The 23,317-nt window shown below is 72.9% G+C and carries 20 protein-coding genes, 2 tRNA genes and 1 riboswitch; of the genes, 15 read left to right on the top strand and 7 right to left on the bottom strand.

Annotated features, from left to right (window positions below; genetic code table 11):
* Positions 1 to 81: 81 nt before the first annotated feature.
* On the bottom strand, positions 82 to 432 hold the full coding sequence (locus tag ACFTZC_RS35795) for a metallopeptidase family protein (protein ID WP_382897215.1): 351 nt from the start codon (positions 430 to 432) through the stop codon (positions 82 to 84).
* Positions 433 to 587: 155 nt separating this feature from the next.
* On the opposite strand from ACFTZC_RS35795, the gene ACFTZC_RS35790 reads away from it, so the two are divergent.
* The 5 genes from ACFTZC_RS35790 to ACFTZC_RS35770 all read left to right on the top strand — a co-directional run bounded on the left by ACFTZC_RS35790 (position 588) and on the right by ACFTZC_RS35770 (position 5,823).
* Positions 588 to 1,238: a hypothetical protein gene (locus ACFTZC_RS35790; RefSeq protein WP_382897212.1), complete on the top strand. Its 651-nt coding sequence runs from the start codon at positions 588 to 590 to the stop codon at positions 1,236 to 1,238.
* A gap of 231 nt (positions 1,239 to 1,469) precedes the next feature.
* The gene (locus tag ACFTZC_RS35785) at positions 1,470 to 3,638 is read left to right on the top strand and encodes a DEAD/DEAH box helicase (RefSeq protein ID WP_382897210.1); all 2,169 of its coding nucleotides are present in this window, start codon (positions 1,470 to 1,472) and stop codon (positions 3,636 to 3,638) included.
* Positions 3,639 to 3,845: 207 nt separating this feature from the next.
* Positions 3,846 to 3,918, top strand: a tRNA-Lys gene (locus ACFTZC_RS35780).
* A 479-nt stretch (positions 3,919 to 4,397) separates the two neighbouring features.
* Positions 4,398 to 5,189 carry a phytanoyl-CoA dioxygenase family protein gene (locus ACFTZC_RS35775; protein WP_382897207.1) on the top strand — a complete coding sequence of 264 codons (792 nt, stop codon included), beginning with the start codon at positions 4,398 to 4,400 and terminating at the stop codon, positions 5,187 to 5,189.
* Positions 5,190 to 5,256: 67 nt separating this feature from the next.
* Positions 5,257 to 5,823 carry a DUF6309 family protein gene (locus ACFTZC_RS35770; RefSeq protein ID WP_382897204.1) on the top strand — a complete coding sequence of 189 codons (567 nt, stop codon included), beginning with the start codon at positions 5,257 to 5,259 and terminating at the stop codon, positions 5,821 to 5,823.
* Here ACFTZC_RS35770 and ACFTZC_RS35765 read toward each other — a convergent pair.
* Positions 5,776 to 6,546 (bottom strand): SDR family oxidoreductase, encoded by a 771-nt coding sequence (locus ACFTZC_RS35765; protein WP_382897203.1) that lies wholly within the window; start codon positions 6,544 to 6,546, stop codon positions 5,776 to 5,778. The two genes, ACFTZC_RS35770 and ACFTZC_RS35765, sit on opposite strands and share 48 nt — an antisense overlap.
* Positions 6,547 to 6,774: 228 nt before the next feature.
* Here ACFTZC_RS35765 and ACFTZC_RS35760 point away from each other — a divergent pair, with 228 nt between their 5' ends.
* The 8 genes from ACFTZC_RS35760 (at position 6,775) to ACFTZC_RS35725 (ending at position 13,827) form a co-directional block, all read left to right on the top strand.
* Complete coding sequence (locus tag ACFTZC_RS35760; protein WP_382897200.1) at positions 6,775 to 8,139, top strand: aspartate aminotransferase family protein; 1,365 nt, start codon at positions 6,775 to 6,777, stop codon at positions 8,137 to 8,139.
* A gap of 154 nt (positions 8,140 to 8,293) precedes the next feature.
* Entirely contained in the window at positions 8,294 to 8,509 is a 216-nt protein-coding gene (locus ACFTZC_RS35755; protein ID WP_382897198.1) for a hypothetical protein, read from the top strand.
* A 133-nt stretch (positions 8,510 to 8,642) separates the two neighbouring features.
* Entirely contained in the window at positions 8,643 to 8,849 is a 207-nt protein-coding gene (locus tag ACFTZC_RS35750) for a hypothetical protein (RefSeq protein WP_382897196.1), read from the top strand.
* Between the two features lie 84 nt (positions 8,850 to 8,933).
* Positions 8,934 to 9,007 (top strand) — tRNA-Met (locus tag ACFTZC_RS35745).
* 119 nt (positions 9,008 to 9,126) lie between these two features.
* Positions 9,127 to 9,873, top strand: a complete 747-nt coding sequence (locus tag ACFTZC_RS35740) for a MerR family transcriptional regulator (RefSeq protein ID WP_382897194.1) — start codon at positions 9,127 to 9,129, stop codon at positions 9,871 to 9,873.
* Between the two features lie 296 nt (positions 9,874 to 10,169).
* Positions 10,170 to 11,330, top strand: coding sequence for a PP2C family protein-serine/threonine phosphatase (locus ACFTZC_RS35735; protein WP_382897297.1), 1,161 nt, complete (start codon positions 10,170 to 10,172; stop codon positions 11,328 to 11,330).
* A gap of 248 nt (positions 11,331 to 11,578) precedes the next feature.
* Positions 11,579 to 11,733: riboswitch (cyclic di-AMP (ydaO/yuaA leader) on the top strand.
* Positions 11,734 to 11,744: 11 nt separating this feature from the next.
* Positions 11,745 to 12,794 (top strand): M23 family metallopeptidase, encoded by a 1,050-nt coding sequence (locus ACFTZC_RS35730; RefSeq protein ID WP_382897192.1) that lies wholly within the window; start codon positions 11,745 to 11,747, stop codon positions 12,792 to 12,794.
* Positions 12,795 to 12,882: 88 nt separating this feature from the next.
* Complete coding sequence (locus ACFTZC_RS35725; RefSeq protein ID WP_382897189.1) at positions 12,883 to 13,827, top strand: aldo/keto reductase; 945 nt, start codon at positions 12,883 to 12,885, stop codon at positions 13,825 to 13,827.
* Between the two features lie 55 nt (positions 13,828 to 13,882).
* Here the strand turns inward: ACFTZC_RS35725 and ACFTZC_RS35720 are convergent, their stop codons facing one another.
* The 4 genes from ACFTZC_RS35720 to ACFTZC_RS35705 all read right to left on the bottom strand — a co-directional run bounded on the left by ACFTZC_RS35720 (position 13,883) and on the right by ACFTZC_RS35705 (position 19,180).
* Entirely contained in the window at positions 13,883 to 15,184 is a 1,302-nt protein-coding gene (locus tag ACFTZC_RS35720) for a PrsW family intramembrane metalloprotease (protein ID WP_382897295.1), read from the bottom strand.
* A 131-nt stretch (positions 15,185 to 15,315) separates the two neighbouring features.
* Entirely contained in the window at positions 15,316 to 16,119 is an 804-nt protein-coding gene (gene trmB, locus ACFTZC_RS35715; protein ID WP_382897292.1) for a tRNA (guanosine(46)-N7)-methyltransferase TrmB, read from the bottom strand.
* Positions 16,120 to 16,332: 213 nt separating this feature from the next.
* Complete coding sequence (gene lhgO / locus ACFTZC_RS35710; RefSeq protein ID WP_382897186.1) at positions 16,333 to 17,550, bottom strand: L-2-hydroxyglutarate oxidase; 1,218 nt, start codon at positions 17,548 to 17,550, stop codon at positions 16,333 to 16,335.
* Between the two features lie 106 nt (positions 17,551 to 17,656).
* Positions 17,657 to 19,180, bottom strand: coding sequence for a sporulation protein (locus ACFTZC_RS35705; RefSeq protein ID WP_365810551.1), 1,524 nt, complete (start codon positions 19,178 to 19,180; stop codon positions 17,657 to 17,659).
* 666 nt (positions 19,181 to 19,846) lie between these two features.
* Here ACFTZC_RS35705 and ACFTZC_RS35700 point away from each other — a divergent pair.
* The gene (locus ACFTZC_RS35700) at positions 19,847 to 21,958 is read left to right on the top strand and encodes an asparagine synthase-related protein (protein WP_382897183.1); all 2,112 of its coding nucleotides are present in this window, start codon (positions 19,847 to 19,849) and stop codon (positions 21,956 to 21,958) included.
* A gap of 118 nt (positions 21,959 to 22,076) precedes the next feature.
* Positions 22,077 to 22,568 carry an NUDIX domain-containing protein gene (locus tag ACFTZC_RS35695; protein WP_382897181.1) on the top strand — a complete coding sequence of 164 codons (492 nt, stop codon included), beginning with the start codon at positions 22,077 to 22,079 and terminating at the stop codon, positions 22,566 to 22,568.
* Positions 22,569 to 22,610: 42 nt separating this feature from the next.
* Here ACFTZC_RS35695 and ACFTZC_RS35690 read toward each other — a convergent pair whose 3' ends face one another.
* Positions 22,611 to 23,024 (bottom strand): ATP-binding protein, encoded by a 414-nt coding sequence (locus tag ACFTZC_RS35690; protein ID WP_382897179.1) that lies wholly within the window; start codon positions 23,022 to 23,024, stop codon positions 22,611 to 22,613.
* Positions 23,025 to 23,317 lie beyond the last annotated feature (293 nt).

Raw genomic sequence — 23,317 nt, 5'->3', positions numbered from 1 at the left:
GGCGGGCCGGGGCCCGCGCTCCGGCCCGTACGGGATCGGGCGCGCGCCCCGTACGGGCCGAGGCGTGGGCCCCGTACGGGCTCAGCCCCAGCCGAGTTCGTGGAGCCGCTCGTCGTCGATGCCGAAGTGGTGGGCGATCTCGTGGACGACGGTCACCGAGACCTCGTGGACGACGTCCTCGGTGCTCTCGCAGTACCGCAGGGTGGGGCCCATGTAGATGGAGATGCGGTCGGGCAGGACACCGGCGTACCACTCGCCCCGGTCGGTGAGGGGCGTCCCCTCGTACAGCCCGAGGAGTTCGGGGTCGGAGGGGTCGGGCTCGTCCTCGACGAAGACGGCGACGTTGTCCATGACCCTGGTCAGCTCCGGGGGGATCCGGTCGAGGGCCTGGCTCACCAGTTCTTCGAAGGTCTCGCGTGTCATCTCCAGCACAGGGCCATTGTCCGGCAGATCCGCGCCCCGGCAAGATCGTCGGCGGCTCCGTGCGGCCCGGGCGTGTCCCTGGCGGCGAAAAGGGAGTTGGGCAGGTCGACCTTTCCCCCGCCGACGGCGGGGAGAGCCGTTCCCGTGCCCCGGAGGTGCCGCCCGTGCGCCAGTTGTCCGCCCCTGGCCGTCTCGCCGTCTGGATCGTCACGTCCCTGGCGGCCCTGTCCTCCGCGGGCTGTATGAGCGTCGGCGAGGACGGCGGGAGCCCGGCCCCGTCGCGCTCGCCGGACCGTACCGGCGCCGCCGCCGCGGAACCCGACGGCGGTACGGGAGCCGCCGCCGGAGCCGGCGGGTCCGACGCCTGGCCGGGCCATACGGAGAAGAGCGGCGGCGGTACGGGGCACGCCGAGGCGGGCGGCGACGCGGGGCCGGACGGCAAGGGCGGTGCGGGGGACGGGGCCCCGGCGGCCGAGCCGGGCAAGGGGGCCTCGCCCGCGGCCGGTTCGTCGGACGCCCCCTCGCCGAGGCCGTCCACCGGGCCCGGTCCTGAGCCGGGGGAGGGGAAGCCGACCGCGCCGGGGAACGAGCCCGTACCGACCAGGGAGCCCACGCGCTCCGCGCCGCCGCCCGTACAGCAGCCCACGCCGTCCCCCGTGCCGGAGGACCCGGACCCCGAGCCGGAGCCGACGAAACCGCAGGAGCCGCCGTCTGCCTCGCCGGCGGCGGGCATGCGGACGGGTGCGCTGTCGCCGGCGGACGGGGCGGGGATGCTGAAGGAGCCGTCGGCGTCGGCCCGGCCGGGGCCGGTGTGAGGCGCGTCTCTTTCCACGTTTGCGCACCTCGGCGGCGGGGACCTGGTTTGCCTAAGTGGGGGGTGGGTGCGTATGGTAGTAGATCGTTTGATCATTGCCCGGCGCCGACACAGAAGAGCGCCGCGTGGCGCGTACTCTCCCTTGCCGTGGCTGACCGCATTGAGGCGGTCGATTTGCGAATTTCACGGAGTTTGGGCGCGTGCCGAGACTCCGGAAGGTTTCGCATTTCGCATGTCCATTTCCAGTACTGACCGCGCTGTCATGCCCGAGAGCGCCGAGGCCGAAGAGGCCGCTGTCTCCGCCGATGCGGCGGAGCTCACCGAGACGCCCGAGGCGGCCGAGGCCGCAGAGGCGATCGAGGCCGCAGAGGCCCCCGGGACGACCGAGTCTGACGAGGCGTCGGAGAAGGCTCCCGGCATCACCTTCGGCGACCTGGGCCTGCCCGACGGCATCGTCCGCAAGCTCGCGCAGAACGGTGTCACCGCCCCCTTCCCGATCCAGGCCGCGACCATCCCGGACGCCCTGGCCGGCAAGGACATCCTGGGCCGCGGCCGTACCGGCTCCGGCAAGACCCTCTCCTTCGGCCTGCCGCTGCTCGCCACGCTGGCGGGCGGCCACACCGAGAAGAAGAAGCCCCGCGGCGTCATCCTCACGCCGACGCGTGAGCTGGCGATGCAGGTCGCGGACGCGCTCCAGCCGTACGGCGACGTGCTCGGCCTCAAGATGAAGGTCGTCTGCGGCGGTACGTCGATGAGCAACCAGATCTACGCCCTGGAGCGAGGCGTCGACATCCTCGTCGCCACCCCGGGCCGGCTGCGCGACCTGATCAACCGCCGCGCCTGCTCGCTGGAGCAGATCCAGATCGCGATCCTCGACGAGGCAGACCAGATGTCGGACCTGGGCTTCATGCCCGAGGTCACCGAGCTGCTCGACCTGGTGCCGGCCGGCGGCCAGCGCATGCTCTTCTCCGCCACGATGGAGAACGAGATCAGCGCGCTGGTCAAGCGCTACCTGACCGACCCGGTCAGCCACGAGGTCGACAGCGCCCAGGGCAACGTCACGACGATGACGCACCACGTCCTCGTCGTGAAGCCGAAGGACAAGGCCCCGGTCACCGCGGCGATCGCCGCCCGCAAGGGCCGCACGATCATCTTCGTACGGACGCAGCTCGGCGCGGACCGGATCGCCGAGCAGCTCCGCGACTCGGGCGTGAAGGCCGACGCGCTGCACGGCGGCATGACGCAGGGCGCGCGGACGCGGACACTGGCCGACTTCAAGGACGGTTACGTCAACGCCCTCGTCGCCACCGACGTCGCCGCCCGCGGTATCCACGTGGACGGCATCGACCTGGTGCTCAACGTGGACCCGGCCGGGGACCACAAGGACTACCTGCACCGCTCGGGCCGTACGGCGCGGGCCGGCAAGTCCGGTGTCGTCGTCTCGCTGGCGCTGCCGCACCAGCGCCGGCAGATCTTCCGGCTGATGGAGGACGCGGGCGTCGACGCCTCGCGCCACATGGTCGGCGGCGCCGGCGCGTTCGACCCGGAGGTCGCCGAGATCACCGGCGCCCGTTCGCTCACCGAGGTCCAGGCGGACTCCGCGAACAACGCGGCCAAGCAGGCCGAGCGCGAGGCCGCCGACCTGACCAAGCAGCTGGAGCGCGCCCAGCGGCGCGCCGTCGAGCTGCGCGAGGAGGCCGGCCGGCTGGTCGCCCGCGCCGCGCGCGAGCGGGGCGAGGACCCGGAGGCCGCGGTCGCCGCGGTGACGGCCGAGGCCGAGCGCGCGGTCGAGGAGGCCGCCGCGGCGGCGTCCGTACCGCAGCAGGCGACGCCGCGCGACGAGCGCGGCAACTTCGGCCGCCGGGACGACCGGGGCGAGCGCAGCGGCCGGGGCGGCGCGCGGGGCTACACGCCGCGCGACGACCGCGGTGGCGACCGTGACCGGGGTGGTGACCGCGGTGGCTTCCAGCGCCGTGACGACCGTCCCGCGGGCGGCTTCCGCCGCGACGACCGCCGGGACGAGCGGGGCGGCGACCGCGGTGGCTTCCAGCGCCGTGACGACCGGGGCGGCGACCGCCGCGACGACCGTGGAGGCTTCCGCCGGGACGACCGGGGCGGCGAGCAGCGCGGCGGCTTCAACCGCGACCGGCGCGACGACCGGGGCGGTGACCGCCGGGACGACCGCGGCGCCCGTCCCTTCGAGCGCCGTGACCACCGGGGCGGCAGCGACCGCCCGTTCAACCGCGACCGCCGCGACGACCGCCCCTCCGGCGGCTTCCGCTCCGGCGGCCACGACCGCCCGGCCACCCGCCGCGACGACCACCGCGGCGGCACGACGGGCACCGGCACCGGCTCCTTCGGCCGCCGCGACGAAAAGCCCCGCTGGAAGCGCAACGGCTGACCGCCGCCGCTCCTGACCCTCCACCAGGGCCCGCGCCCCACCCTCAGGGTGGCCGGCACGGGCCCTGGCCCGTTCTCCGACCGCTGCCCCGGCACCCTGCCCCGGCACCCTCTCCCCGCGCCTGCTCCGCGCCGCGCGACATCCCCACAGGGGATACCCGATCGGCGCACGCTCCCGGGCGGGCTATGCTCGTGTGTGTTGTGTCGAGGGCCGTTAGCTCAATTGGCAGAGCAGCGGACTTTTAATCCGTTGGTTGTGGGTTCGAGTCCCACACGGCCTACCGCGAAAGCCCTGGTCATGCACCACATGACCAGGGCTGTTGTATGCCGCTTGCCGCCGCGCGGCACCCGCGGGCGGGGCGCGGCCTCCGTGACGTGATCCCTCGCGTGCCCCTGACGTCTCACAGGGCGGGGGCGGCCTCCGGTGTCCGGCCGCCGCCGGATGCGCGAAGAGCCCCGCCGACGGCCCGGAAAAGGGCATCGGCTCGGGGCGCCCCGCGGAACGTGGCGCGGTGCGCGTGGAACGCATGGGCGGGGTGATGTCCCGGCATTCGTGCGGTTCTTGCCAGCGTGGCGCGCTTCGGCCATTGTCCTCCGCTTCCGGTCTGCCCCGATGAATTGTTGGCTACCTTTGAGCGCTGTTCCGGGGAAGTCCGGAACATTGCAGTCGCCTGGGATCCCTCGGCGCACGCGTCCGTGCATATGCCATGACTGGTTGCCGACGGAATTCGTGGAGATCGGAAGAGAGGGGTGTCGCACCATGCGTGAACAGCTTCCCCCGGTACCGGAACTCGACGGGAGTCTGCTGGAGCAATTCGAGGAACGGGGGTATCTCGTTCTTCCCGGATTCATTCCGTCCGGTTCGCTGGAATCGCTGGAGCGGGAAGTCGATCTCTGGGTGGACAGCGGATTACGGCAGCGCTCCATCGACGCGTGCCGGGAGCCCGAGGTGTACGGGACGCCGGACATGGTGGAGATACAACTGGCGGCCCATGGCGAACTGGCCGTGCATCCGCCGCTGCTGGCGCTGCTCTCCGAGGTGATGGGGCCCTCGTTCGTCTTTCACCATCTGCACTGCGACCGGCGCCCGCCCGGTGCTCCCGGCAAGGCGTGGCACCACGACTACGAGCAGATCCCGCAGCGCGGGCGGGACCGGGTGATGGTGCACGCGCTGCACTACTTACGGGGGCTGCGGCCGGAGATGGGCGGGCTCGCCGTACTGCCCGGGTCGCACCGGGAGGTCGCCGAGAAGACCGCCCGGGCCCATCTCGGGACCCGGAGGCTGCCCTCCGAGGCGCTGATCGACGACCTGCCCGCCGGGTCGACGGTGGTGCTGCACTCCGCGCTGTTCCACGCCCGCCGCTCGGCCCCCGGTGCCACCGGCGGGCCCCGCTACATGATCGACGCGTCGTACTGCCAGACCGGTACGCGCTGGCCGCCCGTCAAGCCGTACTGGCGTCATGTGCTCGCCACCGCACGGGAGCTGGGGCTCGACCGGGGGCGGTGGCCCGATCTGTTCGACGAGCGCCACTTCAGCGAGTACGCGGGGTGAAAGGGCAGCCGAGCGGTGGGCGGGGAGCCGGCGTGGGCGCGGAAGCCGGAGGGGGGTGGTCCGTCGGATGAGAGTGGTCGCCTCCGTTCCGTTCGAGACCGTTCGGCGCCGGTTCGCGCGGGCGCATCCGCTCGAACTCACCCATGAGGCCAACACCAATGACGAGGCCGAGGAGCACATCCTGCACGCCCAGCGCACGCTCGGGGCGTGGCAGCGTGTGGTGCTCGACCGGGACGATCTGCTGCGGATCGTGCTGCCGTGGCACCTGGGCGAGGGCGGCGAGCGGGAACTCGTCCCCGCGTCGGGGCTGACCGTCGGGCAAGCGGCTGCACGGTTACGGGAGTTGGGCGACACCTACGCCCGTACGAACCCGGTCTGCGCCCGCAAACTCGACCGGATGACCACCGCGCCCTTCTCCGCGCTCTTCCTCAGCGCCCGCGCGGTGCCCGGGGTCGACTACGCGGGACTGGTGGTACGGGAGGGGCTGATCCACCTCGACGGGCTGCACCGCGCGCTCGCGTGGGAGCGCGCGGGCCGGCTCACCCCCGGCACCCGGATCGAGGCGTTCCTCGCGGTCCCGGCCGCGTCAGCCGCGGCCGACGTACGGCATAGCGCTGGGCAGGACGGCGACTGACTGGACGTTCACGCCCCTCGGCAGATTCGCCATGAAGAGCACCATCTCCACCACATGGCGGATGTCCATCGTCGGTTCCACGCGCAGCGTGCCGTCCGCCTGCCGGACCGCCGGCTGCTCCCGGCCCACCGGGGTCACATTGCCGATGTCGATCTGCCCGCACGCGATGTCGTAACGGCGGCCGTCCAGCGACAGCGAGCGCGTCAGCCCGGCCACGGCGTGCTTCGCCGCGGTGAAAGCGATCGAATCCGGTCGCGGCACCTGGGCGGAGGGGGCGCCGTTGTTGATGATCCGGCCACCGCGCGGCGTCTGGTCCTTCATCATCCGGTACGCCGCCCGCGCGCAGAGGAAGGTGCCGGTGGCGATGGAGTCCATGACGCGGTGCCAGTCCCCGACGGAGACATCCTCCGTCGGGGTGTACGGCATGGTGTCCGCCGCGTTGTTGAACAACAGGTCCAGCCGTCCGAAACGCGTGTCCACCTCGTGGAACAGCCGGGCCACGGCATCGGCGTCCGTGATGTCCGCCGGCACCGGAATCGCGCGCTCCGCCGCCGGGCCCGCGAGCGCAGCCGTCTCCCTCAGGGCCTCCTCGCGCCGCCCGGTCAGCACCACCGTCCAGCCGTCCGCCAGCAGTCCCAGCGAACAGGCGCGGCCGATACCGCTCCCGGCGCCGGTGACGACGGCGATCGCGATCTTTTCGGCCAATTCAGCGGATTCAGTCATGCCCGACTTCCTTTCACCGCATTCTGGATCTCCGCGAAGACGGAGACGAGAGTCGACGAGTCTGGGGACCGGCCGTGATCCTCGTCAAGACGTCAAGACGGGGCTCCGAAAGGCGAATCATGAATCGTCGGGACGGTCATGGCTGCCGTGTTCGTCATGGCCGGCCGGGCCGTCGGGACCGTCAGGACCGTCGACAATTTCGAACAAACTCCCGGGCAGGAGTGACACATGAACCCGATGAATCCATCCGGCTTACCTGTTTCCGGCGTTCCCGCGCTCGGCGGAACCGCGAACAGCAGCGCACTGTTCGAGCGGGCCAAGAAATCCCTCGCGGGCGGAATCAGTTCTTCCGCGCGACTCACCTCCACCGGGCCCCATCCGTATCCGCTGTACATCACCAGCGGCTCCGGCGCCCGCATCCGGGACGCGGACGGAAACGAGTACATCGACTATCTCGCCGCGTACGGCAGCGCGGTCCTCGGGCACGCCGACCCGGCGCTCACCGACGCCCTCACCGGGGTCCTCGCCGGCGGGACCATGTTCGGCACCTGCAACGTGCCCGAGGTCGAACTCGCCGAACTCATCCGCGCGATGGTCCCCTGCGCCGATCTCGTCCGCTTCGCCAACTCCGGCTCGGAGGCGGTCCAGGGAGCGATACGGGCCGCGCGCGGCCACAGCGGGCTCTCGAAGGTGCTCAAGTTCGAGGGCCACTACCACGGCTGGACGGACACCCTCGCGATCTCCAACCGGCCCCCCGAGGCGGCGGCGGGACCCTACGGCGCCCCGCACTCCGTGCCGCACTCCCCGGGCATCCCGTCCGGCGTCAGCGGCGATGTCGTCGTCTGCCCGTGGAACGACCCGGACGCCCTCGTCGCCGTACTCGACGCCCACCGCGGCGAACTCGCCGCCGTCATCTGCGAACCCATCGTCGCCAACAACGCCTGCACCATGCCCGGCCCCGGCTATCTGCGCTTCCTGCGCGACGAGTGCACGGCCCGCGGCATCCTGCTCGTCTTCGACGAGGTCTGCACCGGCTTCCGGACCGGGCCGGGCGGCGCGCAGGCCCTGTACGACGTCGTGCCCGACCTGGCCGTCTACTCCAAGGCCCTCGGCGGCGGGCTGCCCATCGCCGCCTTCGCGGGCCGCCGCGAGGTGATGGCCGCGCTCGCCAACGGCCGGGTCAAGCACGGCGGTACGTACAACGCCTCACCGCTCTGCGCCACCGCCGCCCTCGTCACGCTCACCGCGCTCGCCGACCCCGCCGTCGTCAAGAAGATCGACGACACCGGCCAGCGGATCATGGAGACCATCCGCAGGGCCGCCACCGACCACCGGGTGGAGTGCGCGGTGCAGGGCGTCGGCGCGATGTTCCAGGTGGTGTTCTCGCCGGGCGGCGCCCCCACCCGCCACTACCGCGACACGCTCCACCTGGACCAGCGGCGGTACGACCTCTTCCGCCACGAGTTGCTGCGCCGCGGCATCCACATCAACGCGCACGGCCTGGCCTGCTGGTTCGTGTCGGCCGCCGTGACGGAGGACGACACCGACCGGACCTGCGCCGCGATCGACGAGGTTTTCGCCGTTCTGGGGTGAGGCGTCCATGGGGCCCGAGGGGCCCGAGGGGGCTGGGGTGTCCTGGAGCCCTGAGGGGCTCCAGGGGCGAATGTGACGCACGCTACAGGCCGGTACGGAAGATAGCGCGCCCCAGATGCTGCGGAGCGGGCGAGATCGTCGCACTCTTGGCCGTATGAGTGATGCACCGATCGTCGTCCACCGGGCGTCAGGGACGGGCGGGCGGCGGGTCACGGTCCGCGGGCAGATCATGGGACTCGCCCACTCCGACGCCCACCTGGTCGAATTCCTGCGGCTGGCCGGGCTGCCCGACGCCTGGGAGCTGCTGGACGACCCGGCCTGGGTGGAGTGGCAGGGCGGCCCCGCCCATGAGTACACCGTGGTGGTGTGAGGCGGACGGTGCGCCGGGTAACGGGTGCCGGGCAACGGGCAACGGGTGTCCGTGTGCCCGGGAATCGGGTGCCGGGTCCGGCGCAGGGGCCACGCTCCGCCGATTGTCAGTGGCCGGCCGTAGCCTTGCTCTCATGTTCGCTTCTTCTGCCACCCCGGAGTCCGCGTCCGTGTCCGCGTCCCCGTTCCCTGTCAGATCCGCCGCTGTGGTGAACGCGGAGATCCGCGCGCTGTGGGCGCGTGCGGGCAGCTCGCTGTCCTCGGCCGAGCAGGAGCGTTACCAGCGGCTGCTGGTGGAGTGGGCCGCCGCCGTACGGGCGGATGTCGTCGAGGCCGCCTAGCGGCCTTCCGGCCGCCCCCCGCAGACGCCGCCGCGGGAATTGGTAATGATCTTGCTCCGGATGGCGTAGAGTCTTGTTCAGCGGCGCGGGGTGGAGCAGCTCGGTAGCTCGCTGGGCTCATAACCCAGAGGTCGCAGGTTCAAATCCTGTCCCCGCTACTACGAAGAAAACGAAGGCCCGGATTCCTGGTGAATCCGGGCCTTCGTCGTATTTCCGGGCTCGCGTTTCCCGGCTCGCGCTTGACCTTTACGTAACGTCAACTTCTACCGTGAACGTCATGGAGTGGTCGATCCAGGACATCGCGAAGAAGGCCGGTACGACGAGCCGTACGCTCCGGCACTACGGCGAGCTGGGGCTGCTGGAGCCCAGCAGGACCGGCGTCAACGGATACCGGTACTACGACCAGGCGGCCCTGGTCCGGCTGCAGCGGATCCTGCTGCTGCGGGGGCTGGGCCTCGGGCTGCCGGACATCGCCCGGATCCTCGACGGCCAGCAGGACACGGCGGCCGCCCTACGCGGCCATCTGGGGCTGCTGGAGCAGGAACGCGAGCGCATCGGACGGCTCATCGCATCGGTGCGGACCACTCTCCACAAGACCGAGAGGGGAGAGGAACTCATGGCGGACGAAGTGCTCGACGGCTTCGCGTACACACGGTACGAGCAGGAGGTGACCGAGAGGTGGGGCCGACCCGCCTACGAGAAGGGCGACCGCTGGTGGCGCTCGCTCGGCGAGGAGGAGCGCCGGGCGTTCCAGGAGCGGCACGAGTCGATCGCCCGCGACTGGGGGCGCGCGGCGGCGGCCGGGCACGAAGCGTCCGGTGAGGAGGCGCAGGCGATCGCCCGGCGTCACTGCGACTGGCTGGCGGTGACCATGGAGCCGACCAGGTCTTATGTCATCGGCGTCACGGCCATGTACGTCGATGATCCACGTTTCACCGCGACGTATGACAAGTACGGTAAAGGTACGGCTGTGCTCGTGCGGGACGCCATGAAGGTGTACGCCGAGCGCCACCTGACCGACTGAGTCTCCACACCGGCCTCCGTGCCATCGGTCTCCGTAGCCCAGTCGGCCGACCGCGGGTCGCCGCCCACCGTGGCGGCGGCCAGCCTGGGTGGAGCGCGGTGCCGCCCGCAGCCGTCGGCGGAACGGGCAGGAGACGACTGGTGGGGAAGCTCAGGAGAATCCGGGAACGCCTCGGCGGCAGAAGCAGACAGGACGCCGACGGTGCCGGGCTTCTGGGCGCCGACGCCGCGGGTTTCTGGGTGACCGGCACGTACGGGCGCGACCATCGCCGGAACCCCGGCCACGGCCTGGGCAGGGTGGCGGACCGGGCGCCCTTCGGGCCGGGCGGGCCGGGCGGACCGTACGCGCGGCGCCTGGCCGGGCGGCGGCTCGTCCGGTTCCTGCCGGCCCTGGTGATCATCGGCGGGTTGGCGCTCGACCTGTCGACTCCGGCCCGTGTGACCGGGGCGCCGTTCTTCGCCGCCGCCCCGCTGATCGCCGCCCCGTTCTTCCCGCTGCTCGGCACCCTGCTGGTGGCCGTGGCCTCGCTCCTCGCCGAGATCGCGCTCCGTATCCACACGGACACGCTCACCACGGTGGTGTCGATCAGCGAACTGCTGACGGTGCTCGTCGTCTCCGCCCTCGCGCTCTACATCAACGGCGTCGTCAGACGCAGCGGCGAACGGCTCGCCTCCGCCCGCGTCATCGCCGAGACCGCCCAGCGCGCCGTGCTGCCCAGACCCGCGGAGCGAATCGGCGGGCTGCGGATCGCGGCGCGGTACGAGGCGGCGCAGGAGGGCGCGTTCATCGGCGGCGACCTGTTCGCGGTGCAGGACACGCCGTACGGGGTGCGGCTGGTCGTCGGCGACGTACGGGGGAAGGGGCTGGAGGCGGTCGAGGCGGTCGCCGTCATCATCGGGTCGTTCCGGGAGGCGGCGGAGCAGGAGAGCTCGCTGGAGGGCGTCGCGCAGCGGCTGGAGCGCTCACTCCTGCGCGAGGGGACGCGGCGGGACGGGCTCGACGTCTTCGAGGGGTTCACCACGGCCGTCCTGGCGGAGATCCCGCACGGCGAGGGCGTCGTACGGCTCGTCAACCGCGGCCATCCCGAGCCGCTGATCTGTCACGACGGCGCCGTACGGATGCTGGCGGCGCACGACCCCGCGCTGCCGCTCGGCATGAGCGAACTGGGCGCGTGGCCCGACCGGGCCGAGCAGTCCGCGTACCCCGACGGCGCGACGCTGCTCTTCTACACGGACGGGCTCACCGAGGCGCGCGACGCGCACGGGATCTTCTACGTTCCGCGCGAGCGGCTCGACGGGCGGATCTTCCAGGGGCCCGACGAGATGCTCCAGGCGCTGATCGACGACGTACGGCGGCACACGGGCGGCGGCAGCCAGGACGACATGGCGCTGCTGGCGGTCAGCCGGCCCTCGGAGGGGGAGCCGGAGCGGCGCAGGACGATGCCGATCGTGTTGTGAGCCGGCGGCGTCACTCATGGTGACCGATAAGTGTCCCTCCGCATAAGGTTTGACATACCGTCAAGTATGCGAGGCGGACCAATATGCTCCGAGCGCCGATCGACTCGCCCGGATGCGCGTTCTTGTGTCCCGGTACGTCCGTTGCGAAGTCGTTAACGATCATCGGGAACAGCTTGGAATAAGGCCCTGGTCTCTATTAACGTTCGATAACGCAGCGCGGTTGTCCCAGCCGTCGCCAGAGATGGCACCGTGCGCGTGCGCCGAATCCCGCGAGGGAACCGGGGAACCACCAATTGGGGTGAATCGGGAGTTACTTGCCGCCTTGTGCGGCAGGGGACACCCGTAGGAGACCTTCCTGCTCCGAACCCGTCAGCTAACCCGGTAGGCGAGAAGGAAGGAAAGGAGCACGCCTCAGTGGCGTCCAACAAGCCTGCCCCCACGGCCACTTTCGAAACCCACTCCTTCGGCAGCGGCAGTGAGAACGAGGCTCCCGGGACCTGGGGGGAGTGGAATCCCACCGAGGAGTCCATCCGCCCCGTACGCGGCAGGCACCGCGTCGCCAAGCAGCGCAACGGGCTCGCCCGTAGCTCCACGGTCCTCGGTGTCGGCGTCATCGCCGCCGTCGGCGCGGGCGGCATCGCCACCGCGCAGGACAAGCCCGCGGTCTCCATATCCCTGCCCGACGCCATCGCGGACAACCTTCCCGACGCCAAGTCCCTGCCGGGGATGGGCTCCCTGGGGTCGGACGACGCGGACTCCGCGTCGGACGTGCTGGCCCGCGCGCCCCTGAGCACCGCCGGCCTGACCGCCGCGGACAGCGAGCAGGGCGCCACCGACGCCGGCGAGGCGCTGCGCGCCCGCATCCTCCAGCAGGCCGAGCGGCAGCAGGCGAAGGCCGACGCGACGCAGAAGGCGGCGGCGGAGGACGCGGCCGCCGAGAAGGCCGCGAGCCAGGCCAAGGCGCGGCAGAGCGACGCGGAGAAGAAGATCGAGGCGGCCAAGAAGAAGGCCGAGGCGGAGGCCAAGGCCAAGGCCGAGGCGGAGCGTCTCGCCAAGCTGGCGGCCAGCTTCTCCCTCCCCACCTCCTCGTACACCCTCACCTCCTCCTTCGGCCAGTCCGGCTCCCTCTGGTCCTCCGGCTACCACACCGGCCTGGACTTCGCGGCGCCGACGGGCACCCCGGTCAAGGCCGTGCACAGCGGCACCGTCAAGTCGGCCGGCTGGTCGGGTTCGTACGGCTACCGCACGGTCCTGGAGCTGGAGGACGGCACGGAGGTCTGGTACGCGCACCAGTCCTCGCTCTCCGTCAGCGCCGGGCAGAAGGTCTCCACCGGTGAGGTCATCGGCCGCGTCGGCGCGACCGGCAACGTGACCGGGCCCCACCTCCACCTGGAGGTCCACACGGCGGGCGGCACGGGCATCGACCCGATGGCGTGGCTGAACGGCAAGGGAATCAACCCCTGAGGCCGACGCCCCGGTCACGGGTGCGGCAGGAGCACGCGGAGCGCCCCGAAACGGAATAAGGCGCTCTGCGGTGGGGTTGAAGTGACGCATGACGACTTTGCGCACACTCGGCTCCTCCGACCTCAAGGTCTTCCCGCTCGCCCTCGGCGGCAACGTCTTCGGCTGGACCGCGGACCGTACGGAGTCCTTCGCCGTCCTCGACGCGTACGCCGCCGCGGGCGGCAACTTCGTGGACACCGCGGACGTCTACACGGCCTGGGTGGACGGCCATTCCGGTGGTGAGTCCGAGACCGTCCTCGGCGAGTGGTTCGCCGCGCGCGGCAACCGCTCCGACGTGCTCCTCGCGACGAAGGTGGGCGCGCACCCGGAGTTCAAGGGGCTGAAGGCGGCCACCATCAAGGCCGGGGCCGAGGAGTCGCTGCGGCGGCTCCGTACGGACTACATCGACCTGTACTACACGCACTTCGACGACCCGGACGTCCCGGTCGAGGAGATCGTCACCGCCCTCGACCAGCTCGTCACGGAGGGCAAGGTGCGTGCCGTCGCCGCCTCCAACATCAGCGCGGAGCGGCTGGACGCGTCGATCGCCTTCGCGGAGCGCGAGGGGCTGGCCCGGTACGTCGCCCTTCAGCCGCACTACAACCTGGTCTCGCGCGACACGTACGAGGGCCCCCTGCGGGACGCCGCGGTCCGTCACGGCCTCTCCGTCGTGCCGTACTTCGCCCTCGCCTCCGGCTTCCTGACCGGTAAGTACCGCCCCGGCGCCCAGGTGGAGAGCGCGCGGGCCGGGAGCGCGGGCAAGTACCTGGAGTCCGAGCGGGGCGTCGGGGTGCTCGCCGCGCTGGACCGGATCGCCGCCGCGCGCGGCGCCGAGGTCGCCACCGTCGCGCTCGCCTGGCTGGCGGCGCAGCCGACCGTCGTCGCGCCCCTCGCCTCCGCGCGCACGGTCGAGCAGCTCCCGACGCTGCTCGCGGCCACGGAGCTGGAGCTGACGGCGGAGGAGCTGGCGGAGCTGACCGCCGCCTCCGCCTGACGGAGGAGGCACCGGGACACCCGTCGGCACCGGCGGGTGTCCGTACTGGCGGGTGTCAGTACTGGCGGTACGGGTTGTAGCCGTCGTAGTCGATGTACGGCGGCGGCACCCGTACCCGGCCCGTGGCCCGCGCCGCGTAGGTCAGCGCGGGCCCGGCTATCTCCTTGCGCTCCCACAGGTGGTGCAGCAGCTCCTGCTCGCGCTCCACGAAGTCCGGGCCGACCGGGTCCCGTCCGGCCCGGTGGCGCAGAAACGCCAGGGACGTCGCGAACGCCTCGTACTCCGCGACCGTACGCGCCGCCGCGGGCCCGTGGTGGCGCCCCGCGAACCCGCGCGCCATGGAGCGCGCCCGCATCGAGGAGAGCGCGGGGGGCGCGGCCGCGGCCAGCCACCCCGCGGCGGCGTACGCGGGCAGCTCGGCCGCGAGCGTCCGCAGCTCGCGCTGCCGGCTCCAGATCACCAGCCAGGTCAGCAGCCCGAAGACCGGGACCATGAAGGCCCCGTACACGGCGTAGAAGCCGAAGGGGCCGAAGAGCGACCCCGAGCCGTTCCACAGGGCGTGCATGCCCATCGCGAGGACCAGCCCGAGCAGCGGAAAAGCCACGCGGCGGATCTTCTGCCGCCGGGCCGCCACCGCCGCCAGGCCGAAGCCGATGCCCGCCGCCGCGGTGAAGAGCGGGTGCGCGAACGGCGACATCACGACCCGTACGAAGAAGGTCGCCGCCGTGACCGAGTTCAGCCCGGAGTACCCCTGGCTCTGGTCCTCGCCGAACGCGTTGCCCAGATAGAGGATGTTCTCCGTGAACGCGAATCCGGTGGCGCTGAATCCCGCGATCACGACGCCGTCGACCAGCCCCGTGAAGCTGCGTCTGCGGAAGAGGAAGATCAGCAGGATCGCCGTCGCCTTCGCGCTCTCCTCGACGACCGGCGCTATCACCGTGGCGCCGAGCGACTCCGCGCCCGCCGGATCCGCGGTGGCGGTGGCGATCCACTCCGTCGCGAAGGAGTTCGCGATGATCGCGACGAGCGCCGCCGCGAAGGCGCCCCAGGCGAAGGCGAACAGCAGATTCCGCCATGGTCCCGGCTCGACCCGGTCCAGCCAGCGGAAGGCGGCCGCCAGCAGCGGTACGGGCAGGACGGCGAGCCCGAGGCCCACCAGGAAGCCCTGCGGCCCGGTCTGCTCCCGGACGAGCGCGAGGATCACCAGCGCGCAGAGCGCCAGGACCGTGATCACCGCCCAGGCCCTGACCGCCCTCCTGCGCCAGAACGCGCGCGTCGGCCGGTAACGCCTGCGGGCGGGCTCGGGCACGGCGCTCCACAGGTCGCCGCGCAGCTCCTGCTGCTCGTAGACGGGGATGGCCGGCCCCGGATCGGGGCGCTCGGGGTCGAGACGCGACGGACCGGGGCTCCGCTGGAACGGTTCTGACACCTGATGACCCTAACGAGGGGCACTGACACCCGGCGAGGGCCCGTGCCCGAACGCCGATGTCAGACGCGATCTCCGGCAGGAGCCTCGGGGGGAGTTCCGGCAGGAGTCCCGGTGGAAGCCTCGGCGGGAGCCTCGGTACGGCTTCCGGTACGGCGGAACAGCAGGTCGTGCACCACGTGCCCCTTGTCGAGCCCCTGGCCCTCGAACCGGGTCAGCGGCCGGAAGGCGGGCCGGGGTGCGTAGCCGCCGTCCGGCGCCGTGTTCTCGAAGTCCGGATGCGCGGTGAGCTCGGCGAGCATCTGCTCGGCGTACGGTTCCCAGTCGGTCGCGCAGTGCAGTACGGCCCCGGGCTTCAGCCGGGGCGCGGCCAGGGTGAGGAACTCCTGCTGGATCAGCCGGCGCTTGTGGTGCCGCTTCTTGGGCCAGGGGTCCGGGAAGTAGACGCGCATCCCGTCGAGCGACGCGGCGGGCAGCATCTCGCGGAGCAGGATGATCGCGTCGCCGTTGGCCACCCGTATGTTGGAGAGCCCGTTCTCCTCGGCGAGCCGGAGCAGATTGCCCTGGCCCGGCGTGTGCACGTCGACGGCGAGGATGCCGGTCCCGGGATCGGCGGCGGCCATCCGCGCCGTCGCCTCGCCCATCCCGAAGCCGATCTCCAGGACGACCGGCAGCCCGTCGAAGAGCGCGCCCGGATCGAGGACCCGCCGGCCGTCGATGTCCATGCCCCACACCGGCCAGAGCCGCCGCAGCGCGTCGGCCTGCCCGGTGGTCACCCGGCTGCGGCGCGGCTGGAAGCTCCGGATCCGCCGCTCGAAGTGCGACCCGGCGGGGTCGGCCGCGGGGCCGGTGCCGTCGGGGAACATCCGGCCGGCGGGGCGGATCGCGGGGCGCTGCGCGGGGCGGCTCGCTGTGGGGTTCTCGGTCATCTCGGCAATCCGGGCTGGTGGGGGCGGAGGCGGGGCGGGGTGCGGCCGGGATCCGGCCGTGATGCCCCAATTCTACGGACCGCTCCCGGCGCTCCGGGGCCGACGGACGAAGGGCGCCAAGGGGGAGGGGAGAGGGGAAGGGGGAAGGCCCTACCCCTCCGCCAGCACTGCGAGCGCCCGGCGTGCCACCTCGCGCCCGATGGGCAGCGACGCGGTCGCCGCCGGGGACGGGGCGTTCAGGACGTGGACCGTGCGCCGCGCCCGCCGGATCAGGAAGTCGTCCGCCAGGGTGCCGTCCCGCAGGATCGCCTGGGCCCGTACGCCCGCCGCCGCCGGGCGCAGGTCGGCGTCCCTGACCGCGGGGAGCAGCCGCCGTACGGCCGCCGCGAAGGCCCGCTTCGAGAGCGAGCGGCGCAGCTCGCCCGCGCCGTACCGCCAGTGCCTGCGCGCCGTGTGCCAGGAGCCGGGCCAGGCCAGCGTCGCGGCCAGCTCGGCCGGGCGTACGGCGGTCCAGGTGTACCCCTCGCGGGCCAGCGCGGGGACCGCGTTCGGTCCGACGTGCACGCTGCCGTCGACGGCCCGCGTCAGATGCACCCCGAGGAACGGGAACGCCGGGTCCGGCACCGGATAGACCAGCCCCCGGACCAGCTCCGGCCTGGCCAGCTCGTAGTACTCGCCCCGGAACGGCACGATCCGCATCCCCGGTTCGTCGCCCGTGAGCCGGGCCAGCCGGTCGCACTGCAGCCCCGCGCAGTTGACCAGGGCCCGCGCCCTGACCACGTTCCCCGTCGCCGTGCGGACCGCGACGCCCCAGGGGCGCCGGTCGACGGCGGTGACCTCGGATCCGTACCGTACGCAGGCGCCCGCGGCCTCCGCCGAGGCGGCGAGCTGCCGGGCGACCGCCGCGAAGTCGCAGATGCCCGTCGTGCCGACCTGGATCGCCGCGAGGCCGCGCACCTGCGGCTCGTACTCCATGATCTGGGCCGGGCCCAGCTCCCGGACCGGCAGGCCGTTCTCCCGGCCGCGCTGGACCAGGGCGTGCAGCCGGGGCAGCTCGTCGCGGCGGGTGGCGACGATCAGCTTGCCCGTGACCTGGTGCGCAATGCCGTACTCCGCGCAGAACTTGACCATCTCGGCGGAGCCGCGCACCGCGTACCGCGCCTTGAGCGATCCCGGACGGTAGTAGACCCCGCTGTGGATCACCCCGCTGTTGTGGCCCGTCTGATGGCGCGCGGGACCGGACTCCTTCTCCAGCACGACGACGCGGGTCCCCGGCGCCGCGCGCGTGATCGCGTACGCCGTCGACAGGCCGACGATCCCGCCGCCGATCACCAGCACCTCGCAGTCGAACCCCACGTGCCCGCCCATCGCGCGCGTCACCTCCCACCCCGATAGTGCACTGGCCCGCCCGCGGTCCGCTTAAACCCGCGCGAGGTGATCAACGCACCCGATCCGGCGGCCGGCGCCGAGCGGCCTACGCGGGTGCCACCAGCAGCGGCCGGGCCCGCTCCCGCAGCTCGACCACGCGGGGCTCGTCCCCGTACGGCTCCAGGCGGTGCAGCAGGTCCCGTACGTACTCGGTCGTACGGGCCGACGAGATCCGTCCCGCGACCTCCACCGCCCGCGTACCGGCCGCGCACGCCGCGTCCAGATTGCCCGACTCCAGCTCGGCGACCGCGCTCACCACCAGCCGCAGGCCGTGCGAGCGTACGAACTCCTCCGTCGGCCGGGAGAGCGCCTGCTCCGTGAACTGCCGTACCTGGCGCGGCGCCTTCAGGTCGCGGTAGCACTCGGCGGCGTCGGCCGCGAACCGGTCGTACGAGTAGAAGCCCAGCCACCCCGGATCCGCGTCACCGTCCCGGGAGCGCTCCAGCCACCCCTCGGCCGCCTTCAGCGACGCCCCGGCCGCGACCGCGTCGCCCGCCTTCGCGTGCGCGCGCGCCTCCACCAGCCGGAAGAAGCTCATCGTGCGCGCCGTGGCCAGCCCCCGATTGCGCTCCAGCGCCGCCTGGGCGAGGTCGACGCCCTCGTCGGCGAAGCCCCGGTAGGTCGCCTGGAGCGACATGGACGCCAGGACATAACCCCCCAGCGGCACGTCGGCCGCCGCGCGCGCCAGCCGCAGCGCCTGGATGTAGTAGCGCTGCGCGGCCTCCTGCTGGCCCGTGTCGAAGGCCATCCACCCGGCCAGCCTGGTCAGTTCGGCCGTGGCGCCGAAGAGCCCCCGGCCGACCTCGTCGCTGTACGCCCCGAGGAGCAGCGGCGCCGCGTCGACCCGCAGGCACTCCGGCACCATGGAGGAACGCCAGTCGCCGCCCCCGTACTTGGAGTCCCAGCGGCGCGCGTCGGACGCGGCCTCACGCAGCTTGGCGACATCGCTGTGGCCCACACGCAGCGGCGACAGCTCGCCGGAGCCCCCGGCCGGCCCGGCCCCGTCGGCCCCCTGGGAGGCTCCTTGCGCGGCCCCCTGCGCGGCGGGTCCGCCCCCGCCGTGCGCTCCCTGCGCCGCCTCCGCGACCGCCGGATCGCGGGCGACCGAGGAGTCGGCGGGTGTTATCAGCCACCGGGAAGCGGGTGTGGCGTAAGCGCTCACTGCGAAAGATCCGGCCAGCGACTGCCAGATGCCCCCGCTGCCCGCGCGCCGGCCCGCCAGGTCCAGCCGGTACAGCTCCGTCGCCGAGCGCACCGCCTCCCCGACGTCCCGCGGGAAGGCGAGCCCGACCTCGGGGGCCGGGTCCGCGTCCGCGAGCCCTATCTCGTGGAGCGGGACAGGACGTCCCAGCTTGGCTCCGATGGCCGCTGCGATGAGATGGGGCGCCGCACCCTGCGGAACCATCCCCTTGGACACCCATCGCGCCACGGAGGTCTTGTCGTAGCGAAGTGTCAGACCGCGCTGCGCCCCGAGGTCGTTGACCCGCCGGGCGAGGCCGGCGTTGCTGATTCCCGCGAGGGCGAGAACGGTGCCGAGCTTCTCGTTCGGCCCGCGTAGCTCCCTGGACATGCGTCACCCCTCGACACACAGACGGCCGCCGCACTTGCGGCATAGGCGCGCGGCATTCGTAAACCCAGCGTAGTTCGCCACATCCCGACCGTTAAGGGGCGGACTTCCGGATGGCGGGATTGTTGTCCGTCCGCAAGCCGCCGAACGGGCCCCGGAGAGGCGTCCCGTGCTCCGGTTGTGTAGCGTGCGCCCGGCCGTGCGCTCTTGGCCCCGGGGGAGGGGGAGCGCTTCCATGAGACCTGCGTGGGTCGGCCCACTGCGTACTGGAACGAGTGGGCTGGGGGATCCCGCCGCCCCAATCCCCGCGGGCGGTGGACCGGTCCGGGAGGCGAGTCCCGCCTCCCGGACCGAACGTTTGCCGGCGCCGGGGCCCGAGGCGTCGCGCCGCGCCGCGTTCGGAGATTGGCTGAATGCTGCCCATGGGCAGGGGGCCGTATCTCCGCCACATGGCCAATGCCAGGGGCGCATTCCCCTTCGCGCACACGCTTCCGTAGGCCCTCCCGTGCGCTGTTGTCATGGCAGCATGGTCCCGAACGGCTTCGGTTCGAGCTTCTCAGCTTGAGCTTCGACGCGGGATCATGGCCCCGGGACCGCACGATCCTGGTTCCGAAGGTGCCCGGGTCCGGGCCCGATTGATCCACAGGCTGTGGAAGCGTGGAGGCGGCGATGCGCTGGTTGGTGGGATGGAGCAGTATCGCCGCGCGCTTCGGCACGGCCGGCGCGGTCGGCCCCGTCGGCGACTCCGAGGGCGGCAGCGTCCACCCGGTCGGCTCCCAACTCCTGTGGGGCGACCCCGATCCCCTCTGGGCAGTCGGCGACTGGCGCCCCGACGAGGTGAGAGTCGTCACGGTCGACCCCTTCACCCGGCTCGCCGTACTCGGCTGCTGCGGGGCCACCGACGAGGAGCTGCGCGTCGGCCTGTTCGCCGCGCGCGGCGGCGCGCTGCGCCATCTCACCGCCTGGTCGGGCAGTTACACCGCCGTCGCCCAGATCGGCCGCCGGATCACCATCGCCGGCGACCTGGCCGGGGCGCGCCCCGTCTTCTACACGCCCTGGGCGAGCGGTACGGCGTACGCCACCGCCGCGCTGCCGCTCGCCGACCTCATCGAGGCGCAGCTCGACATCGGGCACCTGGCCGCGCTGCTCGCCTGCCCCGAAACCCCGGAGGCGCTGCGCGACTCCACCCCGTACGAGGGCGTCAAGCGCATCCCGCCCGGGCACGCGCTCGTGCTGCGCGAGGGGTCCCGCGAGATCACCGGGTACGAACCGGTCGCCTCCCTCGCCGTGGCCGGCCCCCAGCGCGACCCGGAGCTCGCCGTCGAAGGCGTACGGGACGCCCTCGTCGACTCCGTACGCGCCCGGCTCCTCGCGCCGCGCCACGCCCCCGAGGTGGTGGCGCCCGACCCCGGGCCCGTCCCCGGCATGGGACCCGCCGACCGGCGCGCCGCGCGCGGGGGCGGCGGCCCCGTCCCCGGCATCGGCGCCGACCTCTCCGGCGGCAGCGCGTCCGGGACCCTCGCACTGCTCGCCGCGGGGCTGCCCGGCGCGCCGGGCACGATCCTCGGGCACGGCACGGGCGCGGGGGAGCGGCTGCTCGCCGTCACCTTCAACGACCTGTCCGCGGCGGGCCGGGACGAGGCGGAGCTGGAGCGGGCCCGGGCGATCGCCGACAATCCCCGGCTGCACCACGTGGTCGTCGCGGCGGGCGAGGAGGCGCTGCCGTACGCCGAGTTGGAGGGCCCGCTCACCGACGAGCCGGGCCCCTCCCTGATCGCGGCGGAACGCCACCGGCGGCGCCTCGCCGCGGGCAGCGCGGACCACCTCACCGGGGCGGGCGCGCGCGAGGTCCTCGACGCGCATCCGGCGCGCCTGGCCGACCTGCTGCTCGACCGCCGCAGACGCCACCTGCTCCAGCCGGTCACCGCGCTGGCGAAGGCCGAAGGCCCGTCCCCGGCCTCCCTCTTCATCCCGGTGACCGTCTACCGGGCGGCGCGAAGACTGGCCCGTACGCCCTACCGCGCCGGACTCGAAGAGGCCGCGGCCCGGCTCCCCGAGGCGAACCGGGCGCTCCTGTCCGCCGCGTCGAACGGCCCGCTGGGCGCCTCGCTCGCCGCGCTCACCTGGTCACGGCCGGGCCCGGCGGCCCGCTGGCTGACCGGCGAGGCGCTGGCCGAAGTATCGGTTCGCCTTCTCTCGGGCGCGACCCGCCCCACCTCCGTCCAGCGCCCCGGCGAGGCCCGCGCCCGCGCCGCCCTCGCCCGCTTCGCGGCCGACCACCGGGTCTTCGAGCAGGCGAGCGAGATCCGCAGCCAGCGGCTGCACGCGCCGTTCCTGGACAACCAGGTCGTACGGGCCTGCCGCGAACTCCCCGAGGCGCTACGGGTCCAGCCGGGCGCCCGCGCCGACATCCTCCGTACGGTCCTGGCCGGCACGGGCATCCACGACCTCCCCCCGGGCTGGGGCGCCACCTCCCGCGCGGGCTCGGCGGCGGCCACCCGGGTCGGCCTGCGCGCCTCCATCGGCGACCTGATCACCCTCTTCGACGCCCCGCTCCTCGCCGACGCGGGCCTGGTCGAGGCCCGCGTCGTCCGCAAGGCCCTGCGCGCGGCCGCCGAGGGCGAGCCGGTCCCGCTGGACGGCATAGCGGACCTGGTCTCCACGGAACTCTGGCTCCGCCGCCTCCTCTCCCGCCGAGGCACCTGCTGGACCGGCACGGCGGCCCCCCGCCAACGCGCGGTAGCAGGCGGCGTGGCCCCCCGCCCGACACTCCGGTCGTAGACGGCAAGACCAGGGCCGGGGCCGCCGAGGCGCGCCCCTCACAACGGCAGAACTCACGTCACCGGTACCGGTGGTGGCGTCTGGACGCGGGGTCCGTGGAAGCGCCTAGGCTCGGCGTATGGACACCGTTGCCGACGATCTGACCGCCTACGACCGCTCGCTGGCACGTAAACGCGTCTCGGCCGGGGTGCTGTTCTTCGACCTCGAAGGCCGGGTGCTGTTGGTGGACCCGGTGTACAAGGAACCGTGGGAGATCCCCGGCGGCGCGGTGGAGCGGGACGAGTCCCCCCGCCGAGGCGCGGCACGCGAGGTCGAGGAGGAACTCGGGCTCACCCTGGAGCCGGGCCGGCTGCTCGGCATCGACTGGACGCCACCGCGCCCCGGCCGCAGCGAGGCGATGGCGGTCATCTTCGACGGCGGCGTCCTGCCGGCCGAGGAGGTCACGGCGATCCGCCTCCAGGCTGCGGAACTCCGGGCGTTCGCGTTCGTGGCCCCGGATCGGGTGCCCGAGCGCCTGACCCCGGTGCTGGCCCGCCGGGTGCGGGCCTGTGTCGAGGCGCGCCACCTCGGGGTGACGGTCTGCCTGGAGAACGGCGTCCCGGTGGGCTGATGGGCCGCCCGAACCATCGCCCGGGCGGCCCGGCTCCGGTCCCTACTCCGACAAGGTGGCCCAGACGACTTTTCCGACGCCGCCGCGCTCGCGTTCGTGGACGCCCCACTGGTCGGCGAGGGCCTCGACGATGGCGAGTCCGCGCCCGTCGCACGCGTCCAGGTCCGGCGTTCTCGGCTGCGGCTGCTCGCGGGAGGCGTCGTGCACCTCGATCCGCAGCCCGTGCGGCCCGGCGAGATACCGGGTCTCGATCTCCCGCCCCGGCGAGACACGGGCATGCCGCGCCGCGTTGGTCAGCAGCTCCGAGAGGATCAGCACCGCCGAGTCCTCCAGCCCGCTCAACCCCCAACCCGCCAGAGCCTTACGCAACTCCAGCCGGGCCATCCCCACCGACGAGGGATGCCGGTTCCACCGCAGCACCACAGCCCCGCCGCCAGGATCCTGTGCACACCCCATCAGGCCACCTCCCCACCGGAAACGGCGAGCCGCAGCTCCCGGTACCGCAACCGCCGCTCGGCACGCCTCCACCGCTCGAACTCGACGCGGGGATGGGGCTGTAGCAGCGCGCTGCACCCGGCACTCGGCTCCGAGCGGCAGGCGTGGACGAAGACCACGGCCGAGCGATGCCCCGAGGGCCGACACGGTCCCGAGGACGCCGACGGCGGCACCAAGGCCACGCGATGGCGCCCCGCACCGGGAAGTAAAAGCCGCAGCAGCGGCTCGACGAAACGGACGATAGAGTCCATGCG

The sequence above is a fragment of the Streptomyces sp. NPDC056987 genome (assembly GCF_042673865.1).
Lineage (GTDB): Bacteria > Actinomycetota > Actinomycetes > Streptomycetales > Streptomycetaceae > Streptomyces.
The sequence above is the reverse complement of the archived record's forward strand: the minus strand, read 5'-3'. Positions and strand labels throughout refer to the sequence as shown.